This is a genomic window from Tenuifilum thalassicum (assembly GCF_013265555.1).
GTDB lineage: Bacteria > Bacteroidota > Bacteroidia > Bacteroidales > Tenuifilaceae > Tenuifilum > Tenuifilum thalassicum.
Window position 1 is genome coordinate 206391 of the sequence record NZ_CP041345.1, and the last position, 13295, is coordinate 219685.

Genomic DNA, 13295 nt, shown 5'->3' on the forward strand with positions numbered 1-13295 from the left:
TTTTAACGGAATTAGAAATAATCTTTATTTTGTTGGGTTTATAAACTTGCTGAGTTTAAGTACCATACTTGAGAATGTAATTTGAGGATTACCATTCTGAGAAATGCACTCAAAGGCATGGTTTAATGTTTTGGTAACCTGATTAACATTTTTAGTTGAAAGGAAAGGGGAGAATTTTTTCCCAAACTCCTCTTCTTCGCCAATCAAGTATGTAATTTTATCGAGACCAAGATTTAGCATCAAACTTTCTCGTGTTAACTTAAGCGAGTATTGCAAAAAGTCCTTCTGCTCTTCTCTTCCAAGTCTTGAAACTTCATCTACCCAGTCAAGCATTTCAATATATCGATTTGCATAGCATAGGCGCATCATATTTCGGTAGAGTTCAAAGTATTCACCTGAGTTTTGATTCAATAACTTTAGAGCCTCGTTGAAATTTCCATTCGATGCTCTGGATACATCATTGGCTTTCCCAGGTTCAATGCCATACTTATCGGTCAAATATACTGCGATATCGCTTCTAGTAATTGGAGGAACATGTATTTGTTGAGTTCTTGAAAGTATTGTTTTAAGAATTTGGTTAGGATGCTCAGTTATTAAGATGAAGTAGGTTCCTGCAGGTGGTTCCTCAATAAGTTTTAGGAGCTTGTTTGCTGCCTGTACATTCATTCGTTCGGCCAGCCAAATTATCATCACCTTAATATCACTCTCATAGCTTTTCAGGCTAAGTTTCCTAATAACCTCGGAGGCTGACGCTACATTAATGATTCCTTGTTTATTATTCAGGTCAATGGCTTCATACCAGTCGTTCTCGCTAAAGTAAGGGTTCTCTAATACTTTATTCCGCCAAATACTAATTATATCTGGATTAACCTCTGATCCATCGGAAGAACCCGATTTTTCTTTTCCAGCTTTACCAGGATAAATAAAGTGCAAATCGGGGTGAATTAGCTTAGAGATCTTTTTACACGAAGGGCACTCACCGCAAGAGTCGCTTTCCTGCTTATTGGTGCACATTAAGTATTGAGCATATGCAATGGCTAAAGCTAACTTACCACTACCAGGTGAGCCAGATAGAAGCATGGCGTGAGGAACTCTATTCTCCTTAACTTGAAGTAGCAAACGTTCTTTTACCTCTTTTTGACCAATTATATCTTTGAAAATCATAGCATTCTGTAGTTACCAGTATAACTCAAAGATAATAAATTTATGTTACTATCTGCTTATGATTTATAAGGCCCCTCTAACACTTTTGTTTCAATCGTTTGCGTTAAAATGTTAGTAGTTAGTAGAACTATTTGCTTATAAATTTTGTATTTTTGTGATGTAACAAAAAAATTATAGAAATGATTAACATTGATAACTACAACTTTAAAGGTAAGAAGGCGATTGTTCGGGTTGATTTTAATGTACCACTTAATAAAGAAACCTATGAGGTAACTGATGATACTCGTATTCGTGGTGCATTACCTACCATTAAAAAGATTTTAGCCGATGGTGGATCCGCAATTTTAATGTCGCATTTAGGAAGACCAAATGGTAAGCCACAAGATAAGTTCTCGCTTAAACATGTGATTCCTGCTATTGAAAAAAACTTGGGTTTGAGTGTAAAATTTGCTCCCGATTGTGTAGGTGATGAGGCAAAAAAGCTTGCCCAAGATCTAAAACCTGGGGAGGTGTTACTTTTAGAGAACCTGCGCTTTTATGAGGAGGAGGAAGGAAAACCATACAGTCTTCCAGAGGACGCAACCGACGAAATGAAGAAAGCAGCTAAGGCCAAGGTAAAAGAGAGCCAGAAAGAGTTTGTTAAGAAATTGGCTAGCTTAGCAGATTGCTACGTAAACGATGCTTTTGGAACTGCCCATCGTGCGCATGCTTCTACTGCTCTGATTGCTGAGCATTTCCCAGGCAATAGTATGTTTGGCTACCTGATAGAAAATGAGCTAAAAGCTATGGACAAGGTGCTAAAGGCACCAGAAAAGCCTTTTACCGCTATTATGGGTGGTGCCAAGGTTTCTGATAAAATCCTTATCATTGAAAACCTACTTGAGCGTGTCGATAATCTCATTATTGGTGGTGGAATGACTTATACTTTCATAAAGGCTCAAGGTGGTCAAATAGGTAACTCAATTTGCGAGGACGATAAGCTAGAGTTAGCCCGTGAACTCCTTGAAAAGGCAAAGGCAAAAGGTGTGAATGTATATCTTCCTGTTGACTCAATTAACGCCGATGCTTTTGATGCAAATGCCAACACAAATTCTAGCAAGATTGACCAAACACCAGCAGGCTGGATGGGACTTGATATTGGACCAGAAACCGTGAAAATCTTCAAAGAGGTTATCCTTAACTCCAAAACAATCCTCTGGAATGGTCCTATGGGTGTTTTTGAAATGGAAAAATTTGCTCAGGGCACTTCCGAAATTGCTAAAGCAATTGCTGAGGCAACTCAAAAAGGTGCTTTTAGTCTTGTTGGTGGTGGCGATTCCGTTGCTGCTGTTAATAAAAACAAGCTTGCCGATAAGATTTCTTACGTTTCAACTGGTGGTGGTGCCATGTTGGAATACATGGAAGGTAAAGAGCTACCTGGTATTAAAGCTATACGTGGTTAATAGCTATTACTATTCCTGATTTATAAAGCCCTTCCTTTACCTGGAAGGGTTTTTTATTTGCTTCATGCCGTTTTAGATATTAAAAAAAGTTAATCCTAATATTTGTTTTGAGCATATGCTTATATTTGCATTGATAATTTTGAGCATATGCCAAGAAAGAAATGTCATAGACAAATTTGCTATTCGCCAGAAACAGTGCTTTTTAAACCCGCTGGTAAGCCAACGTGTTCAATTGGTATTATTGAACTCGAGCTCGATGAGTTAGAGGCGATAAGGCTTGCCGACCAGCAAGACCTTTACCATGAAGATGCAGCAAAACAAATGGGTGTATCCCGACAAACCTTTGGGCGCATACTGGAGCAGGCACGTAAAAAAGTTGCCACGGCAATAGTTAACGGCATGGCTATCAAAATTAACACCAACAGCAGTGAAACAAGTTGCGTTGATACGATAAATGAATAGCAAAAAGTTTAACTAAATTTTTAACCGATGAAAATAGCAGTTCCAACAAGAGAAAACCTCGTAGATGAGCATTTTGGCCATTGCGAGTTTTATACCATTTATACAGTTGAAAATGGTAGTATAGTAAAAAAGGAAACCTTAGGCTCACCTCAAGGGTGTGGTTGCAAGTCGAATATTGCATCTGATTTCCAGAACATGGGTGTTTCTTTAATGCTTGCTGGAGGAATAGGTGCGGGAGCAATAAATGTTTTAGCAGCACATGGTGTAGAGGTGGTTAGAGGTTGTTCTGGCAATGTGGATAAGGTTGTAAATGATTACTTATCAGGTAACTTAACCGATTCGGGTGAAACTTGCAATCACCATGGTCACCATCCCGAGGGGCACCAACATGGGCACTCATGTAATCATTAATATGGTTTGTATTATAGAAAAGAAAAGAGGCTGTCATAACAAAGACAGCCTCTTAATATTTCGTTAGCTAAAAACTTTAGTTTGGCTTTTCAACGGTTCCAGTTAAGCGAAGAATCATTGTTGGGTTCTTAGGATCGTTGGTAATCACAGTAATTGTTTTACCTTGACGACCAGAATATCCTGAGGTTCTGAACGAAGCAGAAATTTTTGTTGATTCACCAGGTTTTAAAACCTTTTGAGAAGGAGTGGCTGTTGTACAACCGCAGCTAGCTTTTATCTTTCTAATTATAAGATCGCTTTTTCCAGAATTCTTCATTATAAAGTCATACTTTACAGGATCGCCCTGTTTAACTGTTCCAAAATCGTAGTGGTTTGTGTTAAACTCTACTCTAGGGGCATTTTCTAGCTCTTTGGCTGATAGTTTTGAAAAATCTTCCTCAATGCTTGCTGTAATGGTAATAGGGCTTCTATTAATAGCTTTATCGTTCACAGAGAGAACGAAGCGGTCAACCACAAATCCCCAATCTCCTCTTTTGTCGGGATTATAAGTTAAAACCAAAGAGCCTATTTGTTTGGGTTTAACTTTCTCGGGAACTGTTTTAACCTGTAAAAAGTTCAAGCCTTGAGTATTGGCTTTAACAACTACAGGATTCGATGATACGTTTAGGAATTTAATGGTATCGGTGTAGGTTTTCCCGAGATATATTCGTCCTAGGGCAAAATGAATTTTATCAAACTTTATCATGTCGCCAACAGGAGTGCGATAAATCTCCTCAATAGTTTTAACGTGTGGTTTTACCTTACCTTTAATGTGTAGTACAACAGTTGGAGTTGCAGAGTTATTGTAAACTGTAATTGTTTTGGCAAACGGGCCTGGACGTCCTGCCGGATTGTATCCAACTTTTATTGAACCGCTTTTTCCTGGAGCAATTGGTTGTCTTGGCCATTCAGGTGTTGTACAACCACATGAGGTGGCTACTCGGTGAATGATTAATGGTGTGGTGCCTGTGTTGGTAAACTCAAACGAATGGTAGGCAACACCATCGTCCTCGTTAATCAGTCCGTAATCAAAAGAGGTCTCCTTAAATGTAATTCTCGAAGCACTATTTTGTGCCATTACTGTAAGTCCAAATGTACAGGCAAGAATAAAAAGTCCTAACTTTTTCATGGCTTTCAATGTTTTTTATGTGTTAGTTATTGCAAAGTTATCAAAGTGAATTAAAAAACAACAATTTGCCATGCATTTATTATCAACTTATATTCCAAAAACATCCATATCTTTGTTAAAAAATTGTTTAAGATGACCATTTCACAGCTTATACTTTTACTCGCAGTTGGACTGATGGCTGGTTTTGTTGGAGGCGCACTTGGACTTGGGGGGGGGATCATTATTGTGCCCGCACTTATCTATATTCTTCACTTTTCACAACACGAGGCTCAGGGTACTAGTCTTATGGTATTGCTCTTTCCTGTTGGAATATTTGCAGTTATAAACTACTATAAGGCTGGCTATATCGACTGGAAGCTTTCTCTCATCCTAATGCTGGGAGTTGTTATTGGCAGCTACTTTGGCTCTAAGGTTTCAATTAATATTCCCGATGATATTCTAAAAAAGATTTTTGGCATCTTTATAATTTTAGTTGGACTTAAAATGATTCTTGGAAAATGAGAACTAATAGCCAGCTTATAAATAAAATGATAGAATTTAGGAGACACATACATAGGTTTCCAGAGCTATCGTTTCATGAAGTGAGGACTGCACAGTATATTAAATCTATTTTTAAGAGTGAGGGTATAAAGGTATTAGACTTTGGAACACATGAAAGTTTTATTTCAATTGTTGAAGGAGCACAGGATGGTAAAACCTTTGGCTTAAGAGCCGAGCTAGACGCCCTGCCTATTCGAGAAGAGACTGGTTTAGAATTTTCATCTACAAATGAAAATGTGATGCATGCCTGTGGGCATGATATGCATATGGCTATTGCTATGGGAGTTACGTTAACTCTTTTTAGCCAGAGAGAAAATCTTAAAGGGCGTTTCATCGCAATTTTTCAGTCGGGTGAGGAGTTGCTTCCAGGAGGAGCCCAGGCAATAACTCAAACAAACCTATTTAATGAACTTAAGCCCGATGCCATGTTTGGAATTCATATGCTTCCTGAGCTCGAGGCTGGAAAGATTGGTTTGTGTGCTGGTAGGTATATGGCATCTGGCGATGAGATTTATATCACCGTAAAAGGGAAAGGTGGACATGCTGCATTGCCCCACCTCCTTGTCGATCCTGTTGTTTGTTCTTCGGAAATCATTCTAAATTTACAAACTATTGTAAGCCGCAAATCCCCAGCTTTAATCCCTACTGTTCTCTCTTTTGGGAAAATCTTGGCAAATGGCGCAACGAACATTATTCCCGATGAGGTTCATATTGAGGGTACTTTCCGAACTATGGACGAAGAGTGGCGCGGCAAAGCACATCAGCTTATCCACCAAACTGCTGGTAATGTTGCTAAAGCTCATGGAGCCATTTGCGAGGTTGATATACGCAAGGGGTATCCATCAGTTTACAACAATCCTGAGCTTACGCACCAGGTAGAAACTATTGCTGCAAGGGTGATTGGTTCAAACAATGTTGTGAAGCTAGAACCAAGAATGACCACCGACGACTTTGCCTATTTTAGCAACATGGTGCCATCGGTCTATTTTAGAGTGGGTGCTGGATATAGTAAAAAAGAAAATCCTCAGCTACATCAGAATACCTTTAATCCTTCGGAAGAAGCTATTGAAATTGGGTGGGATATTTTGGTAAATATTTTTACGGAGATGATGAGGTAGACAAGTAGACATTTAAAAAATATAAGAGGCTGTCCATAAAAGGCAGCCTCTTAATTTTAGACTTTATCTCTTTTAGGTGAAGATAATTTGTGTGCCTTCACCAGCTGCTAATTCGTAGAATTGGCCAATGGTGATAATATCCTTAACATGCTCGCTGAAGTCTTCTCTTTTAAGGCCAAACATCTCAACGGCAAGCTTACAAGCATAAATTTCACCACCACCTGCTGTGATAAGTTCTAGAAACTCATCAACTGGAGGGATGTCTAATTTTTCCATTGTGCTTTTCATCATTGCCGAAACACCGGCCTCAACACCTGGAAGCATTCCAAGTATAGTAGGGAAGGGTAACCCGCCAGGCATACGTAAGCCAGGGTTTCCAACTGTTGCAGTGTGCAACTTGTTCATTTGTTTCTTTGTGATTGCATCAAGGCCAAAGAAGGTGAAGAATACCTTAGCCTCAATTCCTTCCATCACGGCGCCATTTGCCATAACCAGAGCAGCATAAACATCCTCGAGGTTTGCTTTGGCGCATATAATCATCACCTTTTTAATTGGGTGATCTTTTGCTTCTGCCATAACTATTTAGTTTTAAGGTTATACACAACTCGATGGTTTTGCTACGCCAGCAATTTTGGTTGCTTTCTTAAGTGGGGCACCAGGAAAAAGCTGATAAAATCCTTTGGTATCAACTATGCCTGATTTTCCAATAGTTCTAATAGTTAACGACTCACCGTTTAAAGTTTTTTCACGAATGAAATTGATTACTTCAAAGTGCTTATCCGTTAGTTCAATACCTTCCTCTTTAGCAATCTCAACTGCTATCTCTTTGGTCCACTGGTTTGGATCGGTTAGATAACCATCTTCGGTAACATTAACTGTTACACCTGCAAATACTTTTTCTGCCATAACTTTATCTGTTTAAAATTAACTAATCAATTTTTTTACCTTTCATCGACATCTTTGAAGATACGGGAAGATGCAACCCTTTTATTAGTATGTTCCAGTAAATATACTCAAAACCTAATTTACCCCAATGGTTTAGCCTAGTGTTTTTTAACAGCTTCATGGGACCAATACCAGGAACTGGATATGTACCAGGTAGTGGTTCTGTATCATAGTTAAAATCGATTAAACTGGCTTTTCCTTCACCCGTTTCAATAAAGCAGTTAGAGTGACCATCAAACTTGGCCTCTAAAGGTTTACCATTAATTGCAGATAGAACATTTTCATAAAGGACATCTGCAGCAAAGTGAACAACTGAGCCTGCTTTTGATGTTGGAATATTACTTGCATCTCCTAATACAAAAATATTTTCCCATTTCTGCGACCTTAAGGTAAACTTGTCGGTTGGTATAAAGTTAAGGTCATCGCCCATGCCACTTCTTTCTACATAATCAGCACCTTTATTAACTGGGATAGAAACTAGTAGGTCAAAACTAATTTCTCTTCCATCGTAGGACACGATTTTCTTAGCATCTTCATCAACCTTCTCAATATAGAAGTCAGGTACAATGTTAATGTTTTTCTCACTAAGGAGTTTGCTTAGCATGGCTGTTGCTTTTGGTTTTGTAAAAGCACCAGAAAGAGGTGTAGAATAAACAATATTGACCTTATCCCTGATTTTTCTCTTCTTAAAGAACGTATCAGCTAGGAATGAAAACTCCAAAGGAGCAACAGGACACTTGATGGGTTGCTCAGCAATATTTACAACCATGGTTCCGCCTTGCCAGTTTTTCAGAAACTCATGTAACGCTGAAGCTCCTTCGTATGTGTAAAAATCGAAGATACTTTTATACCATTCCTTTCCTTTTAGCCCAGGTGTTTCATCGGGACTTGTTTGGGTTCCTGTTGCAATAATCAAAAAGTCATACGATAGTGTCTGGTTGTTTTTTAATAAAACTTCAGACTTATCTGGCAGAACTCTGTCAATATCTTCAACGATAAAGTTTACACCAGAAGGCAAAAATTTTTGCTTAGGTTTTACAACTCTCTCCTTGTTATAAATACCAAAAGGGATAAATAAAAATCCAGGTTGATAGTAATGACTTCTGTGCTTGTCAACAACAGTAATCTCCCACTCTTTTTTTGGAAGTGCTTTTCTTAGCTTATTTGCCATTAACGTTCCACCTGTTCCAGCGCCAAGAATTACAATTTTCTTCATATATTTACAGAATTAAGTTTATTGTTATTCAATTATCAATTGAAATTTTTTGTACATTTCAAAGTTCATTATTTATAACGATTATTTGGACTGAATAGTTGTTGATAAAAATCAAAACTGATATATATCAACATATATAGATATGAATAAAGATATATGCCCTGGAAGTAAATGTTCAGAATGTGGATTCCGCTCCTCGATATTTGTAAGGTTAAGCGATGAACAGCTCGACAACCTAACTGCAAACAAAACATTTGCGTTTGTAAAAAAGGGAGATGTAATTGCTAAACAGGGTGGTGAGGTTAAAGGGTTTATTTTCCTAAGGAAAGGGTTGGCCAAGTTAACTCGGGTAAATCCTGATGGTCGTGAACAAATAATTGGCATTGCCACTCCTAACGATTTTGTTGGTTTGCTAAGTATCTTTTCATCAAAAAAATATCAGTACAACATCATTGCCATTGAGGATTGTGAGTACTGCTGCGTTGATTACGATATGGTGATGGATTTAGTGAGCACCAACGGTGACTTTGCCAAAACTCTCCTGGAGAAAATCTCGCAGGTGTCGGATTTGATGATGGGTACTCGACTCGATTTAGAATTGCGCCAGCTCCGTGGTCGTGTGGCTTTTATCCTTTGCTATTTTGCTAATGAGGTTTACAAATCGCAAAAGTTTAATCTTCCCATCTCGCGCAGAGAAATTGCTGAGCTTATTGATATGCGCGTTGAAAATGTGGTTCGTATACTTTCAGAATTGCGCCGCGATAATGTTATTAAGATTGAAGGGACAACCATTGAGATTGTTAACCCCGAAAAATTGCGTTGGATGAAAGAGCATGGGTAGGCTATTTAAGACCTTTTATCTTTTTTGTCAGTTCGGTTGAAAAAACAAAATCATTTAGCTCCTTATTATCGCTATCAAGAATATCGTCTTTGGTTCCCTCCCACCATTTCTGTCCTTGGTGTATAAAAATAACCTTATCGCCAATTCCCATCACCGAGTTCATATCGTGGGTGTTAACTATGGTGGTAATGTTGTATTCCTCTGTAATCTCCTTAATTAGCTGGTCGATAACCACTGCTGTTTTGGGATCAAGGCCAGAGTTAGGCTCATCGCAAAACAAGAATTCAGGATTAAGTGCTATTGCCCTGGCTATGGCTACCCTTTTTTTCATTCCCCCGCTAATCTCAGCAGGGTAAAGATGATTTGAGTTTACGATGTTAACCCTCTTAAGGCAAAAGTTAACCCGTTCAAGCTTTTCCTCGTAGGTCATTTCGGTGAACATATCAAGCGGAAACATGACATTTTCCTCTACAGTTGCCGAATCAAATAGTGCTGATCCTTGGAAAAGCATTCCTATTTTTTGCCTTATCTGCTTTTTTTCGGTAAAGGAAAGAGTATCGAACCGGGTTTCGTCATAGAAAATTTCTCCATCATCTATATCGTGTAAACCAACTATACTTTTAAGCAGAACCGTTTTGCCTGAACCACTTTGACCTATTATCAGGTTAGTTTTCCCCTTTTCAAAGGTGGCGCTTATATCTTTTAGCACCATCCTTCCATCAAACGATTTACAAACATTTTTTATGGTTATCACGACAGAAGCAGTTGAGTTAGTAATAGGTTAAATAAAAGTATAAAAATGCTACTCATTACTACGGCTTGGGTACTTGCCTTGCCAACTTCAAGCGATCCGCCTTGGACACGGTAACCGTAAAAAGCCGATATGGTTGTAATAAGAAATGCAAAAACTACAGTTTTTATTAAAGAGTAGGTGATGTAGAATGGAATAAATGCATATTGCACCCCATTAATGTACTCTTGCGATGAAACTACACCTGTAAATACGCCCACTAACCATCCTCCAGTGATACCAACAATCATACTTAGAACCGATAGAAATGGGTTGAAAAGCACTGTGGCGATAATTTTGGGTAATATTAAAAAGCTAGCAGAGTTTACCCCCATTATCTCCAAAGCATCTATCTGTTCGCTTACTCTCATTGTTCCTATTTCAGAGGCAATGTTTGAACCAACCTTCCCAGCAAGTATAAGCCCGATTACGGTTGATGAGAACTCAAGTAGCATGCTATCGCGTGTTCCTAAACCAATAAGGTACGTTGGTATGAAAGGGTTCTCCATGTTATAGGCAGTTTGAAGTGTGATTACTGCACCCATAAACGCTGATATAATGGTAACAATCCAAATCGATTGTAAACCTAGCTTATCAATCTCTTTTATTGTTTGCCTGTAGTAAACCCTCTTTTTTTCAGGTTTTGAGAATACCCGTTTTAGTAATAGTACATATTCACCGAATATCTCAACACCTTTGAGTATGTTCATTTTTATAAACCTATTTATTTAACATGCTTTAAAGTAAAGCAAATTTAATGGATATTGTTAATAATTGAGTTGTTTATGATAAAATTATCATCTTAACAAAACTTAGAAGATTAATAATTTAGAGCGACTTAGTTTAATTTTTGGTAAATCAATCCTACTAACCTGAATCAAATTACACTATCTTTGAATTTATTAAAGTAACAAGAATATGGCTAAAGGCAAAAGTAAAACAGCTAGTGATACCCCAAAGCGTATCCCCAAAAAGAAGCTTAAACAACTAGTTACCGATCTTCTGCTTGCTAATCCCTCAAAGATTTTCAATTACAAACAGGTTTCGAATAAGTTAGGAGTTGGTGACGATATTACTCGTAGAATGGTAAATGAGCTACTTTACGAGCTTGCCCAGGAAGGTTTTGCCGAGGAGCTGCAGCGTGGAAAGTTTCGTGCAGTAATGCAAAATGCCCTTGTAGTAGGTACTTTAGAAATGAATCCCGATGGCTCTGCCGATGTGATAACCGAAGACAATAGAGAGATTTTCATCCCCGATTTTCGATTAAATCATGCTTTGCATGGCGATAGGGTTCAGATTTCAATTTACCGTCAACGACGAAGGGGTTTGCTTGAAGGCGAGGTGGTAAGAATTATAGAACGGGCTAAACGAAACTTTGTGGGCGCCATTCATTTTGTTGGCAAAAATGCTTTTGTTATTCCCGATAACAAGCTGATGCCTTACGACATTTTCATTCCGAAGGTTGAGCTTAAAGATGTTCGAAATGGTCAAAAGGTAATAGTACAAATAACCGAATGGCCTGCACGCGAGAAGAATCCAAGTGGTAAGATTGTGGAGGTTCTTGGCAACCCAGGTGTTCATGAGGTTGAAATGCATGCCATTCTTGCCGAGTTTGAGTTGCCGTATCGTTTCCCCGAAGAGCTCGATAAGCTAGCGGAGAAGATTAGCGCTAAGATAACGGATGCCGATTATCGTGAGAGACGCGATTTTCGCGATGTTCCAACCTTTACCATCGACCCTTTTGATGCTAAAGATTTTGACGATGCCCTTTCGGTGCAAATGCTTCCCAATGGTAACATTGAGGTAGGAGTTCACATTGCCGATGTAACTCACTATGTAAAACCAAATAGCCCTATTGATAACGAAGCAATAGAGCGTGGCACATCGGTTTATTTAGTTGATAGGTGCGTTCCAATGCTACCTGAGAGGCTATCAAACTTTATCTGCTCGCTGAGGCCTAACGAGGAAAAACTATGTTTTTCTGCTGTGTTTGAAATGAATGAGAATGCCGAGGTTATTAACCAATGGTTTGGTCGTACTGTAATTCTCTCAAAACGCCGGTTTACCTACGAGGAGGCTCAGCAGGTTATTGAAACTGGCGAGGGCGATATGAAAGAGCAAATTCTATTGCTCCATACGCTTGCCCAAAAGCTTAGAGCAGAACGGTTTAAAAAGGGGGCTATTGCATTTGAACGTATCGAGGTTAAATTTGATCTCGATCCCAAGGGTAAACCTTTAGGGGTTTATTTTAAGGAAAACAAGGAATCGAACCAGTTAATTGAGGAGTTCATGCTATTGGCCAACCGTAAGGTTGCCGAGTTTATTGGCATGCAAAAGAAGGGGCGTAGGGAGTTGCCTTTTGTTTATCGTATTCACGACAAGCCAAACGAGGAGAAGCTCAACGCTTTTAGATCATTCATAACCCGTTTTGGGTACAGCATTTCTGGAACAACCGATAGGCAGGTAAGCAAATCGCTTAACCAGCTTATGGAAAAGGTAAAGGGACGCCCCGAACAAAATCTGGTTGAAACACTTGCCCTGAGGTCTATGGCAAAGGCCCGATACTCAACCGATAACATTGGTCACTATGGCTTAGGGTTTAAGTTTTACACCCACTTTACTTCGCCAATACGACGTTACCCCGACATGATGGTTCATCGTCTTTTAGACCATTACCTTAAAAATGGGAAACCTAAAGATAAGGAGCAGATTGAAACGCTTTGCAAGCACTCTACTAACATGGAGATAAAGGCAACCGAAGCCGAACGGGCTTCAATTAAGTATAAGCAGGTAGAGTTTATGCAGGATAAGGTTGGCGAAACATTTAAGGGAGTTATTTCGGGTGTTACAAGTTTTGGCCTTTTTGTTGAGCTTACCGAAACCCAATGCGAAGGTTTGGTATCAATCCGCGACCTGGACGACGATTTCTACCGCTTCGATGAGGATGAGTTTGCTTTAGTAGGTGAACGCTCAGGGCGTAAGTTTACTCTTGGCGATGAGGTTGAGGTTGAGGTTTGGCGTACGAACCTTGCCAAGAAGCAACTCGATTTTAAGCTTGTAGGAATGCCTGGTAAGTCAAGTAAACCTTCAACACCTCGTAGGAGTCCAAAAAAAAGTAGTTCCAAAAAAGCCAAAGTTGCCTCAAGCAGGAAGGGGCAGCAAAAACCTAAGAAAAAAGAGAAACGTCGTAAACGCTAA

The 13295-nt window shown here is 39.0% G+C and carries 14 protein-coding genes; 7 read left to right on the forward strand and 7 right to left on the reverse strand.

Annotated features, from left to right (window positions below):
* Positions 1 to 24: 24 nt before the first annotated feature.
* Positions 25 to 1164, reverse strand: a complete 1140-nt coding sequence (gene holB, locus FHG85_RS00835; protein ID WP_173072386.1) for a DNA polymerase III subunit delta' — start codon at positions 1162 to 1164, stop codon at positions 25 to 27.
* 179 nt (positions 1165 to 1343) lie between these two features.
* On the opposite strand from holB, the gene FHG85_RS00840 reads away from it, so the two are divergent.
* From FHG85_RS00840 to FHG85_RS00850, 3 genes are all read left to right on the forward strand, one after another.
* A complete protein-coding gene (locus FHG85_RS00840) occupies positions 1344 to 2606 on the forward strand; it encodes a phosphoglycerate kinase (RefSeq protein ID WP_173072387.1) in 1263 nt (420 codons plus the stop codon).
* 147 nt (positions 2607 to 2753) lie between these two features.
* Complete coding sequence (locus FHG85_RS00845; RefSeq protein ID WP_173072388.1) at positions 2754 to 3068, forward strand: DUF134 domain-containing protein; 315 nt, start codon at positions 2754 to 2756, stop codon at positions 3066 to 3068.
* Positions 3069 to 3095: 27 nt separating this feature from the next.
* Positions 3096 to 3479 carry a NifB/NifX family molybdenum-iron cluster-binding protein gene (locus tag FHG85_RS00850; RefSeq protein WP_173072389.1) on the forward strand — a complete coding sequence of 128 codons (384 nt, stop codon included), beginning with the start codon at positions 3096 to 3098 and terminating at the stop codon, positions 3477 to 3479.
* A gap of 76 nt (positions 3480 to 3555) precedes the next feature.
* Here FHG85_RS00850 and FHG85_RS00855 read toward each other — a convergent pair whose 3' ends face one another.
* Positions 3556 to 4647 carry a DUF1573 domain-containing protein gene (locus tag FHG85_RS00855; protein ID WP_173072390.1) on the reverse strand — a complete coding sequence of 364 codons (1092 nt, stop codon included), beginning with the start codon at positions 4645 to 4647 and terminating at the stop codon, positions 3556 to 3558.
* Positions 4648 to 4779: 132 nt separating this feature from the next.
* Here FHG85_RS00855 and FHG85_RS00860 point away from each other — a divergent pair, with 132 nt between their 5' ends.
* Both FHG85_RS00860 and FHG85_RS00865 read left to right on the forward strand, forming a co-directional pair.
* Positions 4780 to 5148 (forward strand): sulfite exporter TauE/SafE family protein, encoded by a 369-nt coding sequence (locus FHG85_RS00860; RefSeq protein WP_173072391.1) that lies wholly within the window; start codon positions 4780 to 4782, stop codon positions 5146 to 5148.
* Complete coding sequence (locus FHG85_RS00865; RefSeq protein ID WP_173072392.1) at positions 5145 to 6305, forward strand: M20 metallopeptidase family protein; 1161 nt, start codon at positions 5145 to 5147, stop codon at positions 6303 to 6305. The genes FHG85_RS00860 and FHG85_RS00865 overlap by 4 nt, the downstream gene beginning before the upstream one ends.
* 72 nt (positions 6306 to 6377) lie before the next feature.
* Here FHG85_RS00865 and FHG85_RS00870 read toward each other — a convergent pair whose 3' ends face one another.
* From FHG85_RS00870 to sqr, 3 genes are read right to left on the reverse strand one after another with little or no spacing between them, the layout of a single operon-like run.
* Positions 6378 to 6881: a DsrE/DsrF/DrsH-like family protein gene (locus FHG85_RS00870; RefSeq protein WP_173072393.1), complete on the reverse strand. Its 504-nt coding sequence runs from the start codon at positions 6879 to 6881 to the stop codon at positions 6378 to 6380.
* Between the two features lie 18 nt (positions 6882 to 6899).
* A complete protein-coding gene (locus tag FHG85_RS00875; protein ID WP_173072394.1) occupies positions 6900 to 7211 on the reverse strand; it encodes a TusE/DsrC/DsvC family sulfur relay protein in 312 nt (103 codons plus the stop codon).
* A gap of 22 nt (positions 7212 to 7233) precedes the next feature.
* Positions 7234 to 8466 (reverse strand): type III sulfide quinone reductase, selenoprotein subtype, encoded by a 1233-nt coding sequence (gene sqr / locus FHG85_RS00880; protein WP_173072395.1) that lies wholly within the window; start codon positions 8464 to 8466, stop codon positions 7234 to 7236.
* A 142-nt stretch (positions 8467 to 8608) separates the two neighbouring features.
* Between sqr and FHG85_RS00885 the strand changes: the two genes are divergently transcribed.
* Positions 8609 to 9307, forward strand: coding sequence for a Crp/Fnr family transcriptional regulator (locus tag FHG85_RS00885; RefSeq protein ID WP_173072396.1), 699 nt, complete (start codon positions 8609 to 8611; stop codon positions 9305 to 9307).
* A 1-nt stretch (position 9308) separates the two neighbouring features.
* Here the strand turns inward: FHG85_RS00885 and FHG85_RS00890 are convergent, their stop codons facing one another.
* Positions 9309 to 10061, reverse strand: coding sequence for an ABC transporter ATP-binding protein (locus FHG85_RS00890; protein ID WP_173072397.1), 753 nt, complete (start codon positions 10059 to 10061; stop codon positions 9309 to 9311).
* Positions 10058 to 10801: an MlaE family ABC transporter permease gene (locus FHG85_RS00895; RefSeq protein ID WP_220429248.1), complete on the reverse strand. Its 744-nt coding sequence runs from the start codon at positions 10799 to 10801 to the stop codon at positions 10058 to 10060. Before FHG85_RS00895 ends, FHG85_RS00890 begins: the two co-directional genes overlap by 4 nt.
* A gap of 214 nt (positions 10802 to 11015) precedes the next feature.
* Between FHG85_RS00895 and rnr the strand changes: the two genes are divergently transcribed.
* Positions 11016 to 13295: a ribonuclease R gene (gene rnr, locus FHG85_RS00900; protein WP_173072399.1), complete on the forward strand. Its 2280-nt coding sequence runs from the start codon at positions 11016 to 11018 to the stop codon at positions 13293 to 13295.